Raw genomic sequence first — 23,013 nt, 5'->3', positions numbered from 1 at the left:
GGCTAAGACGAGTAGCGTGTGCCAGGTGTCAGGTGATCGTGAGCGACTAGTTGCGCAGCTGACCCGGATCAGGGAGCTCAGCGGGCTTAGCCTGCGGGCGCTGGCCCGTCAGTCGGGCCTTTCCAGCTCCTCGCTGTCTCGCTATCTGTCGGGCCAGTTGGTGCCGCCGTGGGAGGCTGTCGTCGCGTTGTGCCGGGTCGTGAGCCGTGACCCCCGTCCACTGCGTGCGGTCTGGGCCGAGGCGTCCAAGGCTGGGCCAGCGCCCAGCCCACGCCGCAATGACCTCCCCGCTGACCTCACGGACTTCACCGGGCGTGAAGCAGAAGCGGCGCTCGCCGCGCAACTCCTGCGCACCGTCGGCGCGGCCGCGATCGACGGCATGGGTGGCGTCGGCAAGACGAGCCTCGCGGTCCATGTGGCGCACCAGCTGGCACCGTCCTTTCCCGACGGCGGGATCTACCTCGATCTGCTCGGTTTCACCCCGGGCCACGAACCACTGGAGCCGTCGGCCGCCCTGGCCCGGCTGCTGACCGCCGTTGGCGTCTCGCAGCCGCCATCAGGCACCACGGAACGAGCGGCCTTGTGGCGCTCGGAATTGTCCGGGCGGCGGATTCTGGTGTTGCTGGACAATGCTGTCGATGCCGAACACGTGCGGCCGCTGCTTCCGGGCGCGGGCAAATCCGCCGTGCTGATCACCAGCCGCAACAGGTTGATGAGCCTGGACGGTGTGCCACCGGTATCGCTGACCCCACTGTCCAATGAGGACGCCGCGTCGCTGTTTGGCCAGGCGGCGGGGATCAACGAGGCTGACGCCGAGGCGGTCGCCCAGGTTCTGGAGCAGTGCAGTGGGCTTCCGCTGGCGCTGCGGATGGCGGGCGCAAGGTTGCGTCACCGTCCAGGCTGGACCGTGGCCGTGCTCGCCGAGCGCCTGCGCGATAGCCCCAGCCGCTATGACGCCGTGTTCGGCATGTCGCTGCAGCAGCTCGACCCCGCCCAGCGGCGCACGTTCCGCCTGCTTGGTGTGCTGCCCGGAACCGACTTCGACGCCGCGGCCGTGGCCGCTCTCACCGACTTGGCGCCCGAGCGCGTCAACGTGATGCTGGAAGATCTGGTTGACGCGCACTTGGTGCAGGAGCCCACGCCTGGCCGTTACAAACTTCATGACCTCATCCGCCGGTACGCCGCTGACGTCGCCGCGGACGAAGAACCAGAAGCCGACGCTGCCGTGCACCGGGTCCTCAACCACTATCTCGCCCAGGCCGTCGCTTATGACAAGACGCTGCCGCTGCTCAACCGCCAAGTCACGGCACCAGCCGATCCGGCTGTCGCTATCGCGTGGTTCGACGCCGAGTACGCCAACCTGATCGCCAGTTTCGACACGGCCGTTCGTCTCGGCGCTGACGAGGTAGTCATGCAGCTGCCGCAGGCGATGCGCGCCTGGTTCTTCCGGCACCGCGGCACGGATGAGCAGGTGCGTCTCCTCGAAGGCGCCGTCGCCGCGGCGGACCGTCTCGGCCGTCCCCAGCAGCGAGCGTCCCTGCTGGTGGATCTCGGTTACGCCCACGCCAACGCTGGCCGGCTGACGGAGGCACTGACGGCTTATGAGACGGCTGAACAGTCCGGTTTGGACGATGACGACCTCGCCGCCGCTCTTGCGTTGCGGATCGGGTTTCTGCGCCACAGCCTCGGCGATCTCGAAGCGGCGCGCGACCAGTTCCGGGTGGCACACAAGCTATTCGAAAACACCGGGCACCCTGGCGGTCAATCCCAGGCACTGGGCCAGGAAGGCTGGATGACCCTCCACCTTGGACACCCCAGCGAAGCCGCCGAACTCGCGCGCCGGTCCGTGGCACTGGTTCAGGGATCGCCGCAGATCACGGGACTCGTGACGCTCGGTGTGGTGCAAGCGTCCACCGAGCCGGCCGAATCGCTGAAGACCCTAAACCTGGCCTTGCGGCTAGCCGAACAGAGCGGCCTGGCCCACAACCAGGCTTGGTGCCACAACTATCTCGGTGTCGCTCTGCGGATGATGGGCTCATATGACGAGGCCATCGAACACCACGAGCGAGCGCTCAGCCTGCTCGAGCCGCTAGCCGAGGCGCAAAAGGAGATGGACGTCCTGCACTCCTACGCCGAGACGCTGACCGCGGCGGGCCGTGACGAGGAGGCGCTGGCGATTCACGACCGCACCATCGAGCTAGCCCGCAAGCTCAACCGGCCCTATGACGAAAAGCTCGCCCGCGAGGCTCGTGAGGTCACCAGAGGCAAAACTCGTCACGGATAGGCTGGGCGGGTGTCTGATGTGGAGCACCTCTACGCGATCAGCGACCTGCACGTGGGCTATAAGGACAACCAGCGGCTGCTGGAGCAACTGCGGCCCAGCAGTCCGCGCGATTGGCTCATCGTCGCCGGTGACGTCGCCGATCTCTTCGGCCAGGTCATCGAGACGCTGTCGCTGCTGAGATCGCGGTTTGCCCGGGTCATCTGGGCTCCGGGAAATCATGAGCTATGGACCGTGCCTAGTGACCCGGTGCAGCTGCGGGGCGTGCAGCGATATGAGGCACTGGTAGCAGCATGCCGTGAGATCGGTGTCGACACGCCAGAGGACGACTATCCACTGTGGACCGGACCGGGCGGGCCAGCGCTCATCGCACCGCTTTTCGTGCTTTATGACTATTCGTTTCTGGCGCCCGGTGCGGAGAATGCCGAACAGTCCCTCGCCATGGCCTATGAACAGGGCATCGTTTGTGTCGACGAGAAGTTCCTGTACCCCGAGCCTTACCAGGGGCGGGCCGACTGGTGCCGTGCTCGCGTCGCCTACACCGAAAGCCGTTTGGCCGCAACGGATCCAGCCTTGCCGACAGTGCTCGTTAACCATTTCCCGCTGCGGCGCGAACCAACTGACATGCTCTACTTTCCCGTTTTCGCGCAGTGGTGCGGCACGACGGCCACCCATGACTGGCATTTACGTTTTCGTGCGGCCGCGTGTATCTATGGGCATCTGCACATTCCACGCGAGACACACTACGACGGCATACGGTTCGAGGAGGTTTCGATCGGTTACCCGCGCGAGTGGAAAGCCCGGCCCCAGCCACCGCGCCTCCTGCGCCCAGTCTTTCCTAGCCAACTGGCGTCACAGATCGCGCCGCATGCAGACGCGGGGCCACCTGTCTAGGCCGTGCTCGGCCTCTCGCTGACGCACAACGCGCAGGCCCGGCGGAAGAAGATCATCGTCGAGGACGTAGAACCCGCAACGCTCGTAATACGGCGCGTTCCACGGGACGTCGGCGAAGGTGGTCAGGGTCAATGCCGCGAGGCCTTGTGAGACAGCGTGCTGAGCGGCGTGCTCGAGCAGACTTCCGCCAATGCGCTGGCCCGCGTGGGATGGCCGGACGGAAACCTGTTCAATATGAAGGTTGCCGTCAATAAGATCGGCGATCAGATAGGCGACCGGCGAATCAGAGGATTCGGCTGCGACCCATGCCATGCCTGCCAGGCGATAGCTGTCAAGGACGGCCACCGGCAACGGATCATCCGCGGCGATCTCGGGCATCCCGATGCCGGAGAAGCAATGCCCAGCCTCTCGCTCGATTTCCATGAGAACGGGCAGTTCAGCGAGCGAGGGCGGACGGATCTTCACCGTGCCATCGTAGATGACAACATCAGGCGGCCATTTTCCCGCCCAGGTGGCCAAGCCGAGTGATCCAGCGCAGGATCAACACGGCGGCCAGTAAAGCCAGCACGACCGCGGCGAGACTGTAGTAGACCCAATTGGCTGGATCGAAGCCCGGTGGCTCAAGGCTTGGCCCGCCAAAGGATGCTTTCTCAATGATGTCCTGCGGGATTTGAAGCACCCCAGCCTCCGCGGTCAACAGGTTTGTGGTGCTGCCGTCGCTGTTGACCTGCCGCAGCAGCCGCCGCTCAAACGATTCATATGCTGTCACGACCGGCAGGCCGTTACGCCAGCCAACGATGGCGATCAGCTCGTCATGCTCGCCTGGCCGTGGCGAGATCGTGCCATCGTCGCTGACTTCAGCCAGTGTCACTTTGCGGGTAACGGAATTCAATCGCTTCACCACGATCCGGCTGCTGTCCGGAAGCCATCCGCCCAAGCTCATCGTCAGCCCGAGGTCAAGGTCGAGAAGTGTTGTCCCGCTTGCCATGTCGACGGTCTTGAGGCGCGCGCCGCTCTCGGAGCGCGCTTGGTAGGCGAGCTTTTTGCCGTCTGGCGACAACACCGCCTCATCGACTTCGGCTGTGGTGGTGAACGCCTTCCGTTCACCGGAACGCCAGTCATACCAGAGCAATTCACGATTGCTAGAGATGAGCAGCGCGGAGGAGTCCCGCGTCCAGGCACGCACCCAGCCCGCCGGCACGCTAGTGTCTTGTCCCGTGCTCAAGTCGGTCAGAACGCCTTGCTGGGCAAGGTATTTGCCATCGGGGGACAGGACGGGCATCTGTGCGTCCCGGCGCACCCGGTAGCTGCCGTCGTGGCCAATCACGACAGTCGTGATGGTGCCTAGCAGGTTGTCGGTTAGGCTCCCGCGCGCCACGGTAGTCGTGGCGAGGGCCGGGCCGTTGGGGGAGTCAGCGTGAAGGCGCTCCCAGAAGTGTGGCGCCGCAATGGATTTCGGCACGAGAACCAGCGCACTGGGGGATGCCGCGATGGGCGCGCTTTCACCTGGTACCCACAAAAGAAGAGCAAGGACAACGACGGCTAGCAAGGCGGCGGTCAGATCTTGCGCCAGACGGCGCCGGCGCACTTTGCGGCCCTGCTTCCACAACTGATCCGGGCTCAGTTTGGGCATCGGCATTTGTTCCGCGACACGGGTAAGAACATCGTTCACTGCAACGCCTCCGCGGTTTCGGGAAGTAGGGATCGCAAACGGGACAACGCATCGCGGGTCTGGCTCTTGACCGTGCTGACCGAGCACTCAAGCACGGCAGCGGTTTGCGTCTCGGTTAGGTCTTCGAAGAAGCGCAGCACGACCACGGCCCGCTGGCGCGGCGCCAGCTGGGCTAACGCCTGCTGCACGGTCACCGTCAGCGCTGTATCGGCGGGGTCACCCGCCCGTTCCGGCAGCACCTCGACGGGCATGGCATCCCGCCGGTGCCGTCGCCACCAGGAGATGTGTTCGTGGTAGAGCACGCGGCGGACGTAGGGATCCGGGTCGCCGCCCGCCGCGATACGTTCCCACCGGGCGGCGACCTGGATCAGCGTTTGCTGGACCAGATCCTCGGCCAGGTGTGCCTCGCCTGCCAGTAGAAAGGCTGCCCGCGACAGGGCGGGCAGGCGAGCGTGAACGTATTCGGCGAAAGACTCTTCCGCAGTGGGCATCGGCACCTCCGCTCTATACACGTTCGGCGGGGCGCCGGCGGGTGGGTCGCCTTTCTAGGCGGTGATGCGCAGGGACGTTGGCTCGCTGGCGGCTAGGCGCGCGGCATGTTCTTCCACGTTCAGAAGCGCACGCAATGGCTGGCCCGCATCGAGTCCTTGCACGACCCGGGCTTCGGCGACTTTGACCTGCACGGCCGCACGCAACGTCGCTTCGGCGGTGGCCGCGTCGAGCACGATGATGCCGTCGTGATCGGCGATGACGATGTCCCCCGGGCGGACCGTCACGCCGCCACAGCTGACCGGCTCGTTCAGAACACCTAAGCGCTGGGCTGTGCCTGCCATCGGGCTCGTGTGCCGGCTGTAGACGGGGAGCTCACAGGTCGCGATGTAGGCAAGGTCGCGGTAAGCCGCGTCAACGATGATGCCAGCGATGCCACGCGCGAGCGCCGCGCGGGCGAAAAGCTCACCGGCCAGAGCCGTTTCCCGGCCACCGCCATCGACGACGAGCACGTCGCCAGGGCTGGCTTTTTCGATCGCGAGGACAAGACCGAAGATGTCGTCCTGACAGCGGACCGTAAAGGCCGGGCCGAACAGGACCGGGCTTGCCGAGCGGCACCGCAGGGCGGTGGACATGACTCTGGTTTCCTTTGCCGCATCACAGATCGCGCTGGTGTCGACTTGGCTGGCTAGTGCTCGCAGGCTTGACTGATCGTTCACAACAGACACTTTACGTGTGCAGGTTTGTTGCAGCTTTCGCCCAGAGCATTGACCAGAAGCGAAGTCCGCCGTTAGGGTCCGAACGCAGGGAAAGCGCTTTCCTTATCCGTCCCTTGCCCGAAACCGTTGCGGCGAGCGTGGTCCGGCGCCGCCATCGGGCATGCACACCAGAGGAAAGTGAGACAACGGATGAGAAGAACAGTCGCTTTGCGACTCCGCGCGGCACTGGCGACGGCGGCCATCGCCGCGGCGGCCGGCGTGGTGCTGCACATTGCCCAGGCATCGGCGGCCACCGGCGGCGTCACCGGCTACGCGACGCAAAACGGTGGCACCACAGGGGGTGCGGGCGGGCAGACCGTGCGGGCCACCACCGGAACCGCGATCCACACCGCGCTTTGCGGGCGTGCCAGCAGCAGCACGCCGATCATCATTCAGGTTGAGGGAACCATCAACCACGGCAATACCAGCAAAGTCTCGGGCGCGAGTTGCAACACCGCCGACGGTGTCATCGAACTCAAGCAGATCAGCAACGTCACCATCATCGGCGTCGGTGGCGGAGCCCTGTTTGACCAGCTGGGCATCCACATCCGCGAAGCCAGCAACATCATCATCCAGAACGTGACCGTGCGGAACGTGAAGAAGTCAGGCTCGCCAACGTCTAACGGTGGTGATGCCATCTCCATGGAAAGCAGCGTTCGCAACGTGTGGGTCGATCACGTGACGCTTGAGGCTTCGGGCGGGGAGTCGGAGGGATTCGACGGACTGTTCGACATGAAGGACAACACGCAATACGTGACGCTCTCCTACAGCGTCCTGCGTAACTCCGGCCGTGGCGGTCTCATTGGCTCCAGCGAAAGTGACCGCACCAACGGGTTCATCACGTTCCACCACAACCTTTACACCAACATCGATTCGCGTACTCCGCTATTGCGCGGCGGAATCGCCCACATCTACAACAACTCCTATGCCGGCCTGCACGAGTCCGGAATCAACTCCCGGGCCGGTGCTCGCGCCAAAGTGGACAACAACTACTTCAAGGACTCCAAGGATGTCCTCGGGACCTTCTACACCACTGAAGCCGGCTATTGGCAGGTCAGCGGAAACATCTTCGACAACGTGACCTGGTCGGCACCGGGCAGTGATAACAATCCCGCCGGTCCCAACCCGCAGTCCAACACGACTGTCAGCATTCCCTACGCCTACACCCTTGACCCGGCTAGCTGTGTGCCGGCGATTGTGAGCCAGACCGCTGGTGCCAACAAGGGACTGCAAGTGTCCAATGGCAACTGCACCCCGCAGACTCCGACCGCATCGCCCACCGCGTCGGCGAGTGCCTCGGTTAGCCCGTCGGCTTCCAGCAGCAGCCCTTCGCCGTCTGTCACGTCTTCGCCCAGCGGCACCAACCTGAGCATCGGGGCTGGCTCTGACGGTTCCAGCAAGGCAAGCGGCACGAGCTATGGCAATGTGCGCGACGCCAACATGAGCACCTATTGGTCGCCTGCGGGCGCCACCGGCGACATCTCCATCAAGTGGGGCTCCGCCAAGACAACCGCCCGGATCATCATCCGTGAGCCGTCTGGTATGAGTGGCAGCATCGGAGCGTGGCAGGTCATCAATGCCGACAGCGGTGCGGTGCTGAAGTCGGGCAGTGGTGCTGGTGTCATCACCTTCTCCGCGACCTCGCTGAGCAAGATTACCTTTAGGATCACCAGTTCAGCCGGCGCACCTAGGGTCGCCGAGTTCGAAACCTACGCATCGTAGCCGTTTGATTTCAAGGCGGGGCCATCGTTTTTGATGGTCCCGCCTTTCCTGTGCGGCGTGACTGAAACTAATTTGCATGATAGCGTCCTGCTTCGTAAATTTTATACGAAGGTCCTGGGGGAGGAACGAATGCAAGGACTGCTGGCGGATCCACCAGAGTTACTGGTGGAAGAGCCAACAGAACCGTCGCGCAAATCCAGCTGGCTAGCGTTCGCAGCGGCCGCGCTCATCCTGGTCGTGGCGATGTTTCCCATGTTGCAGGCAGGATTCTGGGCGTGGGACTGGTATTGGATTGACGAACACACACAGGGCAACACCGCATGGGGAGGGCCGTTTTACGACATCGCGCGGCACGCGAATCCGCTGCCCGTGGAAGTGCAGTGGTATCGCGTGACCCTGGCGGTGCTGGGGCTGAACCCGTTGGCGCATCACGTGCTGACGCTCGCCGGGCTCGTGGGAACCCTTGCGGTGCTTTACTTTCTCCTGCGGCGCCTGGGCGGCGGCAAGGCTGTCTCGTTGTGGGCCGTGACGCTCGCGGGCCTGGCTCCCGCCTCGCTGACGTCGTGGACCTGGTTCGCGGCGTCGCCGCACATGTGGGCCGCCCTGTTGGGTTTGGGTGCCGCGCTGGCGCATGTCGCCTGGCGGCAGGGCGGATCGGTGAACCGGCTATTGGCCGTAGCGGCACCGGTGCTGACGGTGCTGGGCCTGGGGATGAAAAACGATGCGATGATAGGGCCACTTCTGATCCTGGCCTGGGAATGGTCGGGTTCTCAACGCCGTCCATTTAGGACAGCTGTGACCGCAGGTGCGGTGCTGCCGATGGCAGCCTTCGTGTGGTGGCAGAGCACAGCGATCGACCCGCACCGGGACCAGGCGCAAACGGGACTCTGGCAGGTGCTGGCCAAGACGGTGGAGTTGCTGCGGTTCGCGTTTATCAGCCGCAGCGAGGCGGAACTGAAAGCGGAGTTCCCGCCTGCCGCGGCGGCACCGGCCGTTTTGGTTATCGCTGGTGGGCTCGTCGGAGTGGTGGTGCTGGCACTTGCGGTCGTTTCGCTGTGGACCCGGCACGGGCGAATCCTTGTCGCGGTGGGCATCGCGTCGCTTGGCCCGGTCGCGGTTCTGGAACCGGCGCTTCTGTCACGCTACGTGCTGCCACCGGTGCTGCTCATCACGGCAGCGGCCGCGCTGGGCTTTGCGAAACTCGCGTCCGCGAGAACTTTGCCGTGGGCTGTTGGCGCACTTGCCTCGCTGGCCGTGTGGGGAACACTGTCGCATGTGGCCAGCGCCGGTGGGGTGGTGGCGACACGGGAGGAAACCGCGCTACTGCAAGGGCTTTCCGCCGCTGGGATTGCCCCTGCCGATCAGCTGGCGGTCAGCCTCGCGGGCAGTCCGCTTGAGCCGACCACCGCCGGCTATCGGCAGTTCGATCCCACTTTGCCGCCTCACCTGCGGCTGCGGAAGCTGCGCTTCCTGGTACCCGGCGAACCGGTGCCGGCTGGGATGCCGCTTGCGACAGCGACCAGAAGAGCGGACGGGAAGTACACGGTCGTGATTAGACAGTAAACGCGCTGATCGTTTTCGCGATTTCCTCGCGCACTTCGGGATCGATGTCGTTGGTGGCCTGCTTGCGCAGGGCATCAGCGACCTCGGGGACGTCAAACCACGTCTCGGCCAGGATCTGGGCGGCCGTCGAGCGGACTTCGGCGCTGAGGTCCTCGGCGAGCCGGCGCCTGAGCAACGGAATCGTCTCGGCGTCACCGTGCCAGGTCTCGGCGAGGATCTGCAGCCCGGTCAACCGCACGGCCGGGCTCACATCGCCAGCGAGTTGGGTGCGGATGAGCGGCAGCGTTTCGGGCGACTGATAGCCGGCGTCGGCCAGGGCCTGCATGGCCACCAGGCGGACGACAGGCTCGTTGTCGTTGGCGCACACCGAACGCAGCAAGGGCAATGTAGCGCTGTCGGTGTGCCACACGAGCGCGAGCGCTTGCACGGCGGCCTGACGCACGTGACCGTGCGAGTCTGACCTGGCGAGTGTCCGCAGGAGATCGAGGCTGGACGGACTGGTGCGCCATCCGGCGGCGACGCTCAGCAGGGCTGAGCGCCTGACGTTCTCGTGGGGGTCGTTGGCCGCCCGGTCGTGCAGCAGCGCCAGCGTCTGCGGATCGCCGTGCCAGTGGGCTACGACGCTTTGGAGCGCGGTGAGGCGTACGGAATGGTCGGTGTCCTCGGTCGCTAGCCGTTCCAGAGTGGAGCGCGTGAACGGGTTAGTGTGGTAGCTGCGGGAGAGAGCCTCGGCGGCGGCTTTGCGGATGCCCGCGTCACTGTCCTCCGCGGCGCGTGTTTGCAGCCAGCCCGGCGTGTCCGGGTCGTCGCTCCACCCGGAGGCGATGATGCCTAGCGCCGCGCGCCGGACGTCGGGCGAGCTGTCGGTGCAGCCGAGGCGGTGCAGCCAGATCTCGGTGCCCGGGTCCTCGTTCCACCGGTCGGCCACCGCGTGGATGGCGCTCACGCGCACATCGGGATGCGCCTCCACGGCGATCCGGTTGCGCAGCCAGGTCAGGGTTCCGGGCAGATCGCCGCCGTATTCGGCGACGGCCTGGATTCCGGTCTTGCGCACGGCGTGATGCGCGCCGTTGACGGCCCACTCACGGAACAGGGCGAGATGTTCGGCATCGTGCGGCCAGAACCGGGTGATCGAGCGGGCCGCCGCTTGTTGCACGTCGGGGCTGGTGTCGCTGATGACCCTGTCGCGCAACATGTTCAGCACGTCATCGTCGCGCCAGTTCTCGGCGAGGGCCACGATGGCTTCGCGCCGGATCCCGGCGTCGGAGTGGCCGGTCGCCCAGTCGCGCAGCCTCATCCGGGTGCTTTCATCCCGTGACCTGGCACCGAGTTCGGCGATGGCGAGTTGCTGCACGACGATGTGCGGGTCGTTTTCCGCGCGGTCCAGCAGGAGCTCGAGGCCTTGCGGGTCGCCGGGCCACCCGTCGGCGACCGCCTGCAGGGCGAACCTGCGGACGGATTCGTTCTGATCGTTGACTGCCTTGTCCTTGAGTAGAGCCAGTGTTTCCACATCGGCCCGCCACCGCAGGAAAAGGGCGCGCAAGGCGGCCTGCCGCACGTCGGGGTCGGCGTCGGAAGCGCACGCCCGCAACACTTCCGGGGTGCTCGGCTGCTCCGGCCAATGCCGCGACAGGGCCTGAATCGCGGCGTGCCGCATCGGCCCGTGCCGGTCCCCGGTCGCCAGTTGCTGCACGACGCGCATGATGGCGTCATCGGGTGGACCACAGGCGATCATCGCGCGCATGGCGGTGACGCGTACGTCGATGTGAGGGTCCTTCGTGACCCGTTCGCGAATGAGGGCAAGGCATTCTGGGCTGCCCGGCCAGCCTTTCGCCAGCGCGGACAGGGCCGCCTGCCGCTGGCTGACCGTCCAGCCCTGCACCGCCTGATCGCGGAGGAACTCTTTGAGCTCATCGCTGTCGGGGTAGAGGACGAGTGCGAGACGGGCGGCGATGTGAGCCGTAGCCGGGTTGTTGGTTTCGATCCGGCCATTGGTCATGAACCACTTGAGGAATACCTCGCGGCCGGGCCAGGCACTGATGGCGGCGAAGGCTGGCAGCAGCGACCGGTCGATCGCGCGGTGCAGCGCGTTCTTCATCGCGAACGTTTGCCAGACGTGTGCCGCCTGCAAGATGCTGATGACGCTGTCGATGGCGCGGTGACACGCGGCTTCGAGAGGGCCGAGCTTGCGCACTTCGACGATGCAGCGGATCGCCACCAGCAAGTGGTGTGGCTCGACGTTGTCGCTGCTGGCCCAGTGCCGGTCGGCTCCGGCGAGCTTGAGGACGATCTCGTTGACGAACGGACCGTCCAGCATTCCAGCGGTCAGCCAGAGCACCTCGTGCCAGGCGGGCTCGCGCCACCGCTGGGCGAACAAGCCGTCGATCAGGTCGGATTCCGATAGCTTCCGCTCGTGGCTGAAGCGATGCACGATGTCAGCGGCTGCCAAGTACTCCAAAAAGGATCTGTGCACGAAGCCAAAGACGTCGACGCCGAAGCGGCTGATGATGAAGTTTCGCGACCGGAAGACCTGCAGGATGGCATCGGCGGAACGGCGGGCCTCGGTGTCGGTCAGGCTGTGCGGGCGGCGTTGCTCCAAAAAGGACACAAAGGCGGTCGTTAGCGAAGCGCCCGAGACGAAGTTGCCGGCCAGTCCCGCCGGGCTTTTCTGCATTTCTCTCGCGACAAGCCGCAACAGTTCTTTGCGGTCAGCGGCGTCGAGGTCGGTGGGCAGGCCCCGGATCGTCTCGCTAGAGGGCAGGAACTTGCTCGGCTCCCACTGTTCCACCAGCACATCGATGGCGTGGTCGTAGACATCGGTCCGGAAACGGGGCAGTGGCCGGCGCCGGTTGATGATCGCCAGAATGGTCAGCAGCATCGGGTTGCCCGCGAGTTCCCGCACTGACTGCGAGCTGTCGATCGAGGCGAGCAGCCGGTTGCCGAGCTTTTCCACGTCCTCTTTGGTCACTTCGCTGCCGCTGGTTAGCTTGTTCCAGCGGTTGACGAATTCGCCTATCTGACGGCGGTCCAGGTCCAGCAGAAGGTAACGGCGCAGGCCAGCACCTTCGAGGGTGGTGCGCTGGAAGTCAACGGGCCGTGAGGTGACCACGACGCGCAGGTTCGAAAACCGGGAGATGAGTCCACTGATCTGTTTGGCGACCTGGTCCCGCATGCTCAAATCGAAGATCTCATCGAGACCGTCGAAAATCATGATGACCTTGCCGTTGTCGCGCAGGTAAGACTCTAGGAACTCCTTCGGCAGGCCCAGGTCGTCACGCTGATGCAGCTCGTCCAGGAAGTTCAGCAGCGGCCCACCGTGCTGGGCGTAGGCGCGTAGCTCCACCAGGATCGGCAGCCAGCCCTGCAAACGCTGGAGAGGACCCGAAACCTCGGCATTCGCCAGGGTGTACGCCACGTAGCGCGCCAGAGTCGATTTCCCCGACCCTGGGTCGCCCAGCAGCACCACCTTGGCGCCTTCGTCGGCCAGCAGCGACAGCACGTCAATCGGCGGCTGCTGCCGGTAGATCTGGCTGACCCGCATGAGCATGGCGCGGGTGATCCCGCCGGGATAGTTGCGTTCCTCCGGCACGCCTTTCTCGATGAGCAGGCGCATGAGTTCACGGGGGAGTTCCACCGGCGGCGGGTCGGCCTGGACGAGCTGGCCAATGAACACTTCTGGCAGCTGGACAGGTTTGAAGTCGTCGTCAAAAGCCGGCGTGAGCGCGTCTAGGGCGATGCGCTGGAATCTAAACCGGATCCGCTTGTAGTAGGCGTCCAGCAAGGTCTTCGCGCTGGGCTCGGCCGGGACGGGCGGCGGGGGTGGCGGATGTGGGGGCAGGACCGGTGGCGTGAGCTGCGCTAGCCAGATGCCTATCGGAATGGCGATAAGCGCGATGACGGCACCGGCGATCGCGGTGGCTATCTCGGTTGTATAGCCAAGCACGACCTGGCACAGATACCAGGCACCGGCGAAGGAGGCGATGAGGACCCCGAACGCAACGCTTAAGCGCTGGAAGAGCAGCCGCCGCACGAGACCTCCGCCAGATGGATCCGATGAGGACAGTGGGTCTATAGAACCACATGCCATCAAGCATGATCGATTTAGAAAAAGTCTCGGCCTGACGGAGGATACGCTATGGATGCCAATGCTCTAATGTGTGTCCGTTGCTCGCTCGTCGTACCTTTCAACTAACGGCGGTCGTTGTACGCACGTCCCGATATACAGGCTCAAAACATCGCCATATAAGCGCTTATTAGGGGTCCAACGTGAAGATCGCAAACACTCGGGCGGGGCAAGCTATCGGCTCGCTCGAAGATATCCGGCGGTCACAGCTCAATGCCATATCCCCTGAACGGGTGAACCTGGTTCGCAAGCGGATCGCGGAAGGTGAGCCTAGCGCGCCCACCCTTGACGTCGCGGCCTTCAACTCAGCGATGTGATGTTGTGCCGGCCGCCAATCCGGCACCATCGAGTTTCCCACTGAGCCAGTTCGTGCTCAAAGTTCACGGACGTTGTGATCTTGCTTGTGATCATTGTTATGTCTATGAACACGCTGATCAGAGCTGGCGGCTTAAAGATATCGCCATATCCGACGAGACCGTCGCCGTGGCCGCGGAGCGCATCGCCGCTCACGCCAAGCGGCACGGTCTTCAGGCTGTGCGCGTCGTCTTACACGGTGGCGAACCGCTTCTGCTCTCGCCAGCACGTCTTCGCGCTATTTTGGGCTGCCTTCGGTCCGCTATAGAACCGTCGGCCAAACTGCGGCTCTACATGCAAACCAATGCCGTCAGGCTCAATGAGTCCTATGCCGACGTGCTGCTGGATTATCAGGTCAGAATCGGCGTTTCCCTAGACGGTGACCGGCTCGCCAATGACAGACACCGGCGATTCGCCAATGGTGGCAGTTCATATGACAAAGTCGTGGCCGCTTTGGCGCTATTGCGGCGCCCGGCTTACGCCAGTCTCTATGCGGGAATCCTTTGCACCATTGACATCAGGAACGACCCGGTCGCTGTTTACGAGTCTCTGCTTGAGCAGCGGCCGCCGCGGGTGGATTTCCTGCTGCCACATGCCACATGGGACAGTCCACCGCCGCGCTATGACGCGCGAACCCCCTATGCCGACTGGCTTGGCAAGATTTACCTGCGCTGGCGCCAGGACGGGCAGCCTATGCGCGTGCGCCTGTTCGAATCGCTGTTGTCCACCGCAGCTGGCGGGCCGACAGGCAGTGAACAGATCGGCATCGGCCCGGCCGACATCCTCGTGATCGAAACCGATGGATCATGGGAACAGGCCGACTCTTTGAAGACCGCCTTCGACGGTGGACCGGAAACAGGAATGTCGGTCTACCAGCATTCCGTCGATGAGGTCGCCGCCCATCCCGAAGTGACACGAAGGCAATTGGGCCTAGCTGGGCTCAGCAAGCAGTGCCAAGAATGCCCGTTGGTGCGCCAATGTGGCGGAGGGCTTTACGCCCATCGCTACCGGTCGGGTTCTGGTTTTGACAATCCCTCTGTGTATTGCGACGACCTGAAGGAACTCGTCCGCGTGGTGAACACGAATGTAGCCGTCCTCACGCACGGCATGACCGAAGCCGAGACGCCGGTGCCTGGCGATCTCATCAGCCAGGTGGGCTCCGGGCTCGGAGACGCCGATGTACTGAAGTTCTTGTGCGGCACTCAGCTAGACATCACGCGGGCACTCGTGCGTGGTGTCGCTGATGACCTCGGGTCGCACGAGATGGCCAATGAGGCCTGGCTGCTGCTCCAGGAAGCAGACCGTCTAGCGCCACACGCGACCGACGAGGTCCTGGCGCACCCCTACGTGCGGGCCTGGGCCGTGAAAGCGTTGCAGCAAAAGGACTCCGGGCAGCGCGACTTCGGCTATCTCAGTGCCATCGCGCTAGCCGTGGCCTTGCGGGCGGGCATGGACGCCGAGCTTGCACTGGCGATCACCAGCGAGCGCCTGTATTTGCCCGGCCTTGGCACCGCTCTGCTGCCCGGGGCTAGCGGTCCGTCGCGGGCGTCTGTCGAGAATGGACGGCTGACCGTCAGGGGCGTGACAGGTGACCGATGGCTGCCGGTCGCGTCACTGCAAGCGGGTGACATCGAGGTCAGCCTCGACAACGCTGATCCCTACCGGGACTGCCACAAGTGGCCGCCCGTCAACGATCTCAGTCCGTCCGAAGTGGACAATTGGCGCCAGACCTTCGCACAGGCCTGGGAAAGCATCGGCACTGACGCTCCAGAACAGCTTCCTGGGCTGCGGGCCGGATTGCGCACTCTGGTCCCGCTGCAGGCCGACCCCGATGGGCTGATGCGAGCCTCCACCGCTCGCCATGCCTTCGGCGCCGTGGCGGCCGCGCTCGCTGATCCCGACGCCCTGGCAGTGATGATCGTCCATGAATTTCAGCACGGAAAGCTAGGCGCCCTCCTCGATCTGGTTGATTTATTCGACCCAGCGGCCAAGCAGCTGTTTAGTGTCGGCTGGCGCCCGGATCCCCGCCCAGTTGAGGGGGCGTTGCAGGGAACATATGCGCATCTGGCGGTGGCCCGGATGTGGCACACCAGAGCTGTGCGAGGCGGTCCGCAACAGGAACGGGCCACGATAGGGTTCAAGCAGTACTACCACTGGACGGAAGACGCTCTCCTGTCACTTCGGGATAGCAGCGTTCTTACCCCGGCTGGCCAGGAACTGGTGGGACATATGGCTGCTTCGCTGGCGCTGGTGGCGCCGTGACACAGGCGATGACGCGGCCCCAAGTGGGCAGCCGCTTTGACGTGCTGTGCCGTCAGCTGACCGAGCTCGGCCTGGCTGACCGCGAGATCGTGCTCGTCCACACGTCCATGCGCCGGCTGGGGCGGGCCGCCGGGAGTCCCAGGAATCTGCTGCGCGCGCTCCAATGTGTACTAGGCCCGCTGGCTACGGTTGTCGTGCCCACCCAAACGGCGAACAACTCCACCACGAGCAGGGACTACTTCGCGGCCATCCGGGGCCTGCGCCCAGCGGACGTCAGCGCCTATCAGGAGAGCCTGCCCGGCTTTTCGATCGACGACACGCCGTCGTTTCGCATGGGTGTCTTCGCGGAGTATGTGCGGCGGCAGCCTGATGCCGTCCGCAGCCCACACCCACAAACTTCCTTTGCCGCCGTTGGGCACTATGCCGAGCAGCTGATGAAGGTCCACGACCTCGAAAGTCACCTCGGCGAAAGATCGCCACTGGCAGCGATGTACGACGCCGGAGCCTCTGTCTTGCTGCTGGGCGTGGGCTATGACAAGTGCACGGCTATGCACCTAGCTGAGTACCGGGTGCCGTGGACTCCTGAGCCGAAGTCTTACGAATGTTTCGTTAACGACAACGGACAGCGAGTGCGTCAGACATTCGAAGGTCTAGACCTCGACGACACCACGTTTGACCACATTGGACGTTTGGCCGACCAGCGGTCCTTTGCCCGCAAAGCACGTGTTGGCGCAGGCCAAGCCCGGCTTCTGCCCATGCGTCAACTCGTTGATTTCACCCTTGAGTGGCTCGTGGAGCGCAGGGGCACCGACGGCCAATGACATATTGGCATGGACAGATTACCCTCAGTGGGACTGTGACGGTGCCAGCCGACGGGAGCAGCCATGCCAGGCGAAGAAGGTGCGAGTCTCTGGAATAGGTCCGCCGGGGCTGGCTCGTGACCGCCGATGTCCCGGCGTCACGCGGCATCTACTTCTACCTCAGCCATGCCCGATCGCCCTCCACACAGGTGGATCACTGGATCCAGAAATTCTTCGACGACCTATGCCAGGAGATCGCGGGCATCGTGCCCGTCGACAGCCCCATAGACAAGGGTTTCGCCGACTTACGGCCTGGCCGGGACCGCGATGCGGCGATCAACCGCGCGCTCGGGACGGCACACACGTTCGTTCCGCTATACACCCCTGAGTACTTTGCTGGCCCGCTCCGGGAACGCGACGCCTTCCAGCAGCGCCTGCATCTCGCCGGTCTAGATTCCGGATTTCCGCACATCCTGCCGGTGCTCTGGGCACCGATCGCGGGATCGAGGCAGACGAGTGATCTCGAGCTGGCGCGGGAACTCGGGGCGGATTATCCGGCCTATCTTGAAAACGGACTGGGTCCTATGTCGAGGCTGAGCGAACACGCCAGCGCCTATAAGTCCATTGTGGAGCGTTTAGCCCGGCGAATCGTCGACACGGCGCACGCGGGCACCCTGGCACCATCGGCCGCCCGCAAGATCCCCGATTCGTCTCCACCCGCGAGCGCCGTGACCCCTTTTGTGGTCGCGGTAATCGCTCCTGCGGTCAGCCACCTGCCACAATCGCGATCGAGCAGGGACTGCTATGGGCCGCAGGCGACACAATGGCGGCCCTTTCCCAACGTCCACGACATTCCCATCGCTGACTACACGGCGAGCGTGGTGCAGTCGATGATGATGCCGCCGCGCGTGCTCGATTTCGCCAACGGCGATCCAGGGTTCGAGTCCGCTCCCGGCGTCATCCTCGTTGATCCGTGGGTGCTTGAGACGGCCGACGGGCGCAATCTCATCGGTGCCGCGGCCAGCCGCTTGCGCAAGTGGGTGACGCTGGTGATTGTCAACGACCGCACTGATCCACAGTTTGCCCGGCGGGGGGTCGGCCTGGCAGACGAAGTCGTGGTGCTGGTCGCTGGGAGGGTCCGCCCACAGGCACGCAAGGTCATTGAAAGCGCGACTGACTTCGAGCTGGAGATCGTGCGGATCATCGGGCGTAACCGCCGTGCCTTTCTCAACAGCGATCCGCCGTAGCGCCAATGGTTCAGGCCGCCGCCCAGTCCCTATCGTCGACGGAGAGGTCCATGTCATCCAATCGCAACGGTCAAGTGGTCACGTTCTATTCATACAAGGGCGGTACCGGCCGCACGATGGCACTTGCCAACGTGGCGTGGATTCTCGCGGCTAACGGCAAGCGGGTGCTCACCGTCGACTGGGATCTGGAGTCGCCGGGTCTGTTCCGATTCTTCAGCCCGTTCATCAGCCCCAACGCGCTCGCGAGCACGGGCGGCGTGATCGAGCTGATCCGCAAATACGAGTGGGCCCGCAATCCCGCGTCCCGTGAGGGCCGCGATCCGGAGTTTCACGCCCGGGTCAACAACTTCTCGTTCTCGCTGAACTGGGATCACTTCCCGGAAGGCGCCACGCTCGACTTCCTGTCAGCCGGGCAGCAGATGCTCAACTACGCGCCCACGCTGGCCGGAATGAACTGGGACGACTTCTACGAGCACCAAGAAGGCGGACGGTTCCTCGACGCTTTGCGCGCCGACATGAAACGCGAATATGACTACACCCTGATCGACTCCCGCACCGGGCACAGCGACATCGCCGACATCTGCACGATCCAGCTGCCCGACATCCTGGTCGACTGCTTCACGCTCAGCAATCAGGGCATCGAGGGTGCGGCACAGGTGGCGCTTAAGGTCAACCGTCACGCCAAGCGCGAGATCCGCGTGCTTCCGGTGCCGATGCGCATCGACAGTGCCGAGAAACTGAAAGCCGAGTCGGGGCGCATCGTCGCCATGCAACGGTTCGAAGGTTTCCCGACCGGACTGTCCGATGTGGAACGTCAGGCTTACTGGGCGGCTTTACAAGTACCACATCAGGCTTTTTATGGTTATGAAGAGACCCTGGCCACGTTCGCTGACACGCCGGGATCGACGGGGACGCTGCTGCACGCCTACGAGATGCTGACGAGTCACATCACTCAAGGCGAGATCACCTCGCTGCCACCGATGGATGAGTCGGCGCGGGCGCCGATCAACGTGCGGTTCCTGCGCCGTCCCACGCTTGTCGAAGACGAGATCGTGCTCCGGTATGCCTCGCAGGACTCGGTTTGGGCCGAGTGGATCGAAGCGGTGCTGGAAGCCGTTGGTATCACGGTGTTCCTATCGTCCGGCGAGACAAGCGAGCCAGAGGCCCTGCCGGTGAACGCGCGCACGATGACGATCGTGTCCAACGCGAACATTCAGCGCGAGTCCTCTTTCACGACAACGGATATCATCGCTGGGCGGCCGCCGCTCGCGGTCTACATCTCCGACGTCGGACGCCTGCCCGGGGTGTCGCAAGGCAACTCGGCCAACATCGTCGGGCAGTCGGCTTCCGTTGCGGTGGAACGCATCCTGGCGATTCTCGGGCGCTCCGCCGCAGACATCGACTCGGCCCTGGCCAGCGGCCCACGTTACGCCGGTGACGAGAACCAGATCTTCAACGTTCCGGTGCGCAACACGAACTTCACGGGACGCGAAGCCGATCTGCACCGGCTGCGCCGGCACCTTCGGGCGCGCTCGGCGGTCGTGCTGTCGGGCACGCAACCCGTTGCCCTGCAGGGCATGGGTGGCATTGGTAAGACGCAGCTCGCCATCGAGTACGCCCACCGGTTCCACACCGCCTATGACGTGGTGTGGTGGATGAGCGCCGAGTCCGTCAGCGACACCGAGGCACAGCTCGTCGAGCTGGGGCAACGGCTGGGCTTCCACATCGAGGTCACCGGGCCCGAGGCCGCGAAGGCCGTGGTCGCCGCGCTTTCCCGGATCAAGCAGCGCTGGCTGCTCATCATGGACAACGCCGAAGATCCCGATGCGATCGGCCAGTACATTCCCCAAGGGACGGGCGGGCACGTTCTGCTGACGTCGCGCAATCCCTCGTGGGGCGAGCGCGCGCAGCCGGTGCCGGTGGAAGTGTTCCAGCGGCGCGAAAGCGTCGAGCACTTGCGCCAGCGGATTCCCTCGATCCGCCCCGAAGCGGCCGACCAGATCGCCGGTTTGCTTGCCGACCTTCCGATCGCGATCGCGGCGGCCGGGGCGTGGCTCGCCGACACGGGCACCGACATCGACGAATACCTCAGATTCATTCACCAGGAAGGCCCGAGTGCCGTTCTGGAGCGCGCTGACGACCCGGTGCAGAAGACCTGGGACCTGTCGTTGCGGCGTTTGTACGACCGGTCGCCAGCGGCGTACCGGCTGTTCCAGCTTTGCTGCGTGCTGGGTCCCGAGATCTCACTCGACCTCGTCTACAGCGACGAGCTCGCGGAACTGTTGCGGCCCATCGACCCCAGCGTCACTGAGCGCATGGTGCGCGGCTCGCTGGTTCAGCGGATCAACCGGCTAGCGCTGCTGCGCGTCGACCCCCGTGGCGACAGTGGCGGGCAGCGGGACCGTCCAAAAGGACAGGTGCTGATTCACCGCGTCGTGCAAGACGTGGTGCGGTCCCGCATGACCGAAGACGAACTGGCACAAGCGAAAATCGATGTTCAGCGGGTACTGGCCGCGGCTCGCCCGCGCGGTGAGGTCGATGAGCCGGAGAACTGGCCGGTGTTCCGCTCGCTGTGGCCGCACCTGGACGTCTCCGACGCCATGCACAGCACGAAGGAAGCTGTCCGTGCGCTGATCGTCGACCGCGTCCGGTATCAGTGGCTGCAAGGCGACTTGCTCGCGGGCAAGGAGCGCGCCGAGCGCACAGCCGAAGCGTGGAAAGAAATGCTGGCGGAGATGGAAGACTCTCCTGACCGGATCGCCTTGCAGCGCCAGCTGTTGCGGCTGCAGTTCAACCTCGCTAACATCATGCGTGACCTCGGCTTGTTCAAGGACTCGCTCAGGCTTGACGAAGAAGTGCTTGCGGCACAACGCGAACTGCTCGGTGACATCCACCCGCACACGCTGATGACCATCGGCAGTCTCGCCGCCGACCTTCGGGGCCTGGGGCGTTATCCCGAAGCGCTGGCCCGTGACTCGGCGAACTTTGAAGCGTGGAAAGAGAATTACGGTGAGGACCATCAGCGTACCCTCGCCGCTCTTAATAACCTCGCGGTGTGCGACCGCCTCATGGGCAACTTCCACTCCGCCCGTGAGCGCGACGAGCAGGTGCATCAGAGCCGGCGCTTGATACTCGGCGAAACGAACCTGTTCACCTTGGCATCCGCGGCATGTGTGGCTCGCGACGTTCGCGACGCTGGCGACTACGAGCGGTCGGCGGACTTGCTGCGCAACCTTTTCCGGGCATGTGTGGACAGCCGGGGACCGCAGTCGCGAGCGGCGCTGACGGCACAGTCCAATCTGGCCATCTCGTTGCGAAGCTCGGGTCAGATCGACCTCGCCGTGCAGTATCACGACGAGGCATACGACGCGCTCAATGAACTGCTCGGGCCGACGAATCCGGAGACGCTGTCGTGCCGGCTGAGCCTCGCGCTAAGTCACTTGGCGGTCGGTGACGCCGATCGCTCGCAGCGGGAACTCGTTGGTGTGGTGGAGATCTACCGCACCCACCTGGGCGACAAACACCCGCACACCTTGATCTGCCTAGCCAACCTCGCCATGGCCGAACGCAAGCGCGAGGAAAACGACATCGCCTTCGCCCATGCGACCGAGGCGGTCGATGGGCTCACGGAAGTGCTTGGCACGACTCACCCTTACACCTTGTCGACCCGGATGAACCTGGCGATCTGTGTGGCGGAGCGCGGCGATTTGCAAGGGGCGCTTGAGATATTCCAGGAGACCGCGACGGCGATGGATCCGGTGCTGGGGCCGGAGCATCCGAACACGTTGCGGTGCTTGGCGAATCTTGCTCTGGTGATGAACGAGATGGGTCATCCGGGTGCCGTGGATCAGATCGCCGAAATCCATGAGCGCTTGGTGCGCCGCCTCAACAGCACCTCACACCCCATTGTGGAAGGTCTGCGTAAGCGCCACTATCTCTACCGGATCATCGATCCGCACCCGTTCTAAACCGGCGACGACAGCGGTTTCTGCTGTGCTGTCAGCCAGGGGAACACGTCGGGGAGCACTTCCATCGCCCCGAAGTGCGCCTTGTTCTGCTCAAGCCACACCTCGGACTGGGGGAGCCGCTTGGCCAGCCATAGGGTGTGACTCAGCGGGGAGAAGGTGTCGGCGGTGCCGTGCCACAGCAGCACTGGCACGGTGATGGAGGACAGGTCGAAGCCCCACTCCTGGCGGAAGGCGAGCGCATCGTCGATCCAGCCATAGGGTCCGGGACGCACCGCTTCGCGGTAGGTCGAGACGAGGTGCTTGCGCATGGCGGTGCTTTGCACGATGCGGCGGTCGACCTCGGGCATTTGGCCGAGCAGGAGCCGGATCAGGCTTTCTGGATCGCGCAAGATGCGCTCGGCACGCAGCCGGATGCGTTCGGCGAACCGGGAGGCGTCGGCTTCCGCGGTCTCATAGGCGCTGACGTTGTCATCGCTCATGCCCTCGAACCAGTTGAGGCCCTCGGCGTTGGCGGGGGCGAGGCAGACCAGAGCCGCGGCACGGGTGACGCGATCTGGCATAGAAGCGGCGCAAGCTAGCGCGTGCGGTCCGCCCCCGGAGCGGCCGACGACGCTGAAACGGTCGAGGCCGAGGGCATCGGCGATGGTGGCCACGTCGGCGGCGGCGTCGGCGACACGGCGGCTTTCCTGCCGCGTCGATCCGCCATATCCCGGACGGTCATAGGTGATGAGCCTGATCTCCGAGCGGTAGAGAATCGCGGCGCGCGGCTTCGGCCCGTTGCGTGACCCGGGTGTGCCGTGGAGCAGAAAGACTGGTGAACCGTTGGGGTGCCCAGTTACCTCCATCGTTAGCCGTCTTCCATCGGGAGTCTCGATCGAGT

At 64.4% G+C, this 23,013-nt stretch carries 15 protein-coding genes; 9 read left to right on the top strand and 6 right to left on the bottom strand.

Annotation, left to right across the window (positions count from 1 at the left end):
* Positions 1-25: 25 nt before the first annotated feature.
* Together A3E1_RS0126875 and A3E1_RS0126870 are read left to right on the top strand one after the other, a co-directional pair.
* Positions 26-2,284, top strand: a complete 2,259-nt coding sequence (locus A3E1_RS0126875; RefSeq protein ID WP_245571384.1) for an ATP-binding protein — start codon at positions 26-28, stop codon at positions 2,282-2,284.
* Between the two features lie 9 nt (positions 2,285-2,293).
* A complete protein-coding gene (locus A3E1_RS0126870; protein WP_020523889.1) occupies positions 2,294-3,175 on the top strand; it encodes a metallophosphoesterase family protein in 882 nt (293 codons plus the stop codon).
* Here the strand turns inward: A3E1_RS0126870 and A3E1_RS0126865 are convergent.
* From A3E1_RS0126865 to A3E1_RS42250, 4 genes are read right to left on the bottom strand one after another with little or no spacing between them, the layout of a single operon-like run.
* Positions 3,134-3,640: a GNAT family N-acetyltransferase gene (locus tag A3E1_RS0126865; protein WP_026208882.1), complete on the bottom strand. Its 507-nt coding sequence runs from the start codon at positions 3,638-3,640 to the stop codon at positions 3,134-3,136. The genes A3E1_RS0126870 and A3E1_RS0126865 overlap by 42 nt on opposite strands.
* A gap of 22 nt (positions 3,641-3,662) precedes the next feature.
* Entirely contained in the window at positions 3,663-4,847 is a 1,185-nt protein-coding gene (locus A3E1_RS0126860; RefSeq protein ID WP_020523887.1) for a PD40 domain-containing protein, read from the bottom strand.
* On the bottom strand, positions 4,844-5,338 hold the full coding sequence (locus A3E1_RS0126855) for a SigE family RNA polymerase sigma factor (RefSeq protein ID WP_020523886.1): 495 nt from the start codon (positions 5,336-5,338) through the stop codon (positions 4,844-4,846). The genes A3E1_RS0126860 and A3E1_RS0126855 overlap by 4 nt, the downstream gene beginning before the upstream one ends.
* A 54-nt stretch (positions 5,339-5,392) precedes the next feature.
* Complete coding sequence (locus A3E1_RS42250) at positions 5,393-6,055, bottom strand: RraA family protein (protein ID WP_063825161.1); 663 nt, start codon at positions 6,053-6,055, stop codon at positions 5,393-5,395.
* Between the two features lie 189 nt (positions 6,056-6,244).
* Between A3E1_RS42250 and A3E1_RS0126845 the strand changes: the two genes are divergently transcribed.
* Together A3E1_RS0126845 and A3E1_RS0126840 are read left to right on the top strand one after the other, a co-directional pair.
* A complete protein-coding gene (locus A3E1_RS0126845; protein ID WP_020523884.1) occupies positions 6,245-7,816 on the top strand; it encodes a pectate lyase family protein in 1,572 nt (523 codons plus the stop codon).
* A 129-nt stretch (positions 7,817-7,945) separates the two neighbouring features.
* A complete protein-coding gene (locus tag A3E1_RS0126840) occupies positions 7,946-9,379 on the top strand; it encodes a hypothetical protein (RefSeq protein ID WP_020523883.1) in 1,434 nt (477 codons plus the stop codon).
* Here A3E1_RS0126840 and A3E1_RS0126835 read toward each other — a convergent pair.
* Positions 9,369-13,409: a HEAT repeat domain-containing protein gene (locus tag A3E1_RS0126835; RefSeq protein ID WP_020523882.1), complete on the bottom strand. Its 4,041-nt coding sequence runs from the start codon at positions 13,407-13,409 to the stop codon at positions 9,369-9,371. The genes A3E1_RS0126840 and A3E1_RS0126835 overlap by 11 nt on opposite strands.
* 236 nt (positions 13,410-13,645) lie before the next feature.
* Between A3E1_RS0126835 and A3E1_RS47400 the strand changes: the two genes are divergently transcribed.
* From A3E1_RS47400 to fxsT, 5 genes are all read left to right on the top strand, one after another.
* Positions 13,646-13,819 carry a hypothetical protein gene (locus A3E1_RS47400; RefSeq protein WP_020523881.1) on the top strand — a complete coding sequence of 58 codons (174 nt, stop codon included), beginning with the start codon at positions 13,646-13,648 and terminating at the stop codon, positions 13,817-13,819.
* 4 nt (positions 13,820-13,823) lie between these two features.
* Positions 13,824-16,118 (top strand): FxsB family cyclophane-forming radical SAM/SPASM peptide maturase, encoded by a 2,295-nt coding sequence (locus tag A3E1_RS0126830; RefSeq protein WP_020523880.1) that lies wholly within the window; start codon positions 13,824-13,826, stop codon positions 16,116-16,118.
* Positions 16,115-16,939, top strand: a complete 825-nt coding sequence (locus tag A3E1_RS0126825) for an aminoglycoside N(3)-acetyltransferase (RefSeq protein WP_020523879.1) — start codon at positions 16,115-16,117, stop codon at positions 16,937-16,939. The genes A3E1_RS0126830 and A3E1_RS0126825 overlap by 4 nt, the downstream gene beginning before the upstream one ends.
* 116 nt (positions 16,940-17,055) lie before the next feature.
* Positions 17,056-18,165, top strand: coding sequence for an FxsC protein (gene fsxC / locus A3E1_RS0126820; RefSeq protein ID WP_020523878.1), 1,110 nt, complete (start codon positions 17,056-17,058; stop codon positions 18,163-18,165).
* 50 nt (positions 18,166-18,215) lie between these two features.
* Entirely contained in the window at positions 18,216-22,133 is a 3,918-nt protein-coding gene (gene fxsT, locus A3E1_RS0126815) for an FxSxx-COOH system tetratricopeptide repeat protein (RefSeq protein ID WP_020523877.1), read from the top strand.
* Here the strand turns inward: fxsT and A3E1_RS0126810 are convergent.
* On the bottom strand, positions 22,130-22,978 hold the full coding sequence (locus tag A3E1_RS0126810; RefSeq protein WP_083929656.1) for an alpha/beta fold hydrolase: 849 nt from the start codon (positions 22,976-22,978) through the stop codon (positions 22,130-22,132). The two genes, fxsT and A3E1_RS0126810, sit on opposite strands and share 4 nt — an antisense overlap.
* Positions 22,979-23,013: the final 35 nt, after the last annotated feature.

The sequence above is a fragment of the Catelliglobosispora koreensis DSM 44566 genome (assembly GCF_000379685.1).
GTDB lineage: Bacteria > Actinomycetota > Actinomycetes > Mycobacteriales > Micromonosporaceae > Catelliglobosispora > Catelliglobosispora koreensis.
This window is presented reverse-complemented; position numbering and strand designations above follow the sequence as displayed.

What these genes read in the sequence shown, in the direction of transcription:
- A3E1_RS0126855 (WP_020523886.1), bottom strand. Translation starts at nt 5,338, where the DNA reads ATGCCCACTGCGGAAGAGTCTTTCGCCGAATACGTTCACGCTCGCCTG.
- A3E1_RS0126845 (WP_020523884.1), top strand. Translation starts at nt 6,245, where the DNA reads ATGAGAAGAACAGTCGCTTTGCGACTCCGCGCGGCACTGGCGACGGCG.
- A3E1_RS0126840 (WP_020523883.1), top strand. Translation starts at nt 7,946, where the DNA reads ATGCAAGGACTGCTGGCGGATCCACCAGAGTTACTGGTGGAAGAGCCA.
- fxsT (WP_020523877.1), top strand. Translation starts at nt 18,216, where the DNA reads ATGTCATCCAATCGCAACGGTCAAGTGGTCACGTTCTATTCATACAAG.
- A3E1_RS0126810 (WP_083929656.1), bottom strand. Translation starts at nt 22,978, where the DNA reads ATGGAGGTAACTGGGCACCCCAACGGTTCACCAGTCTTTCTGCTCCAC.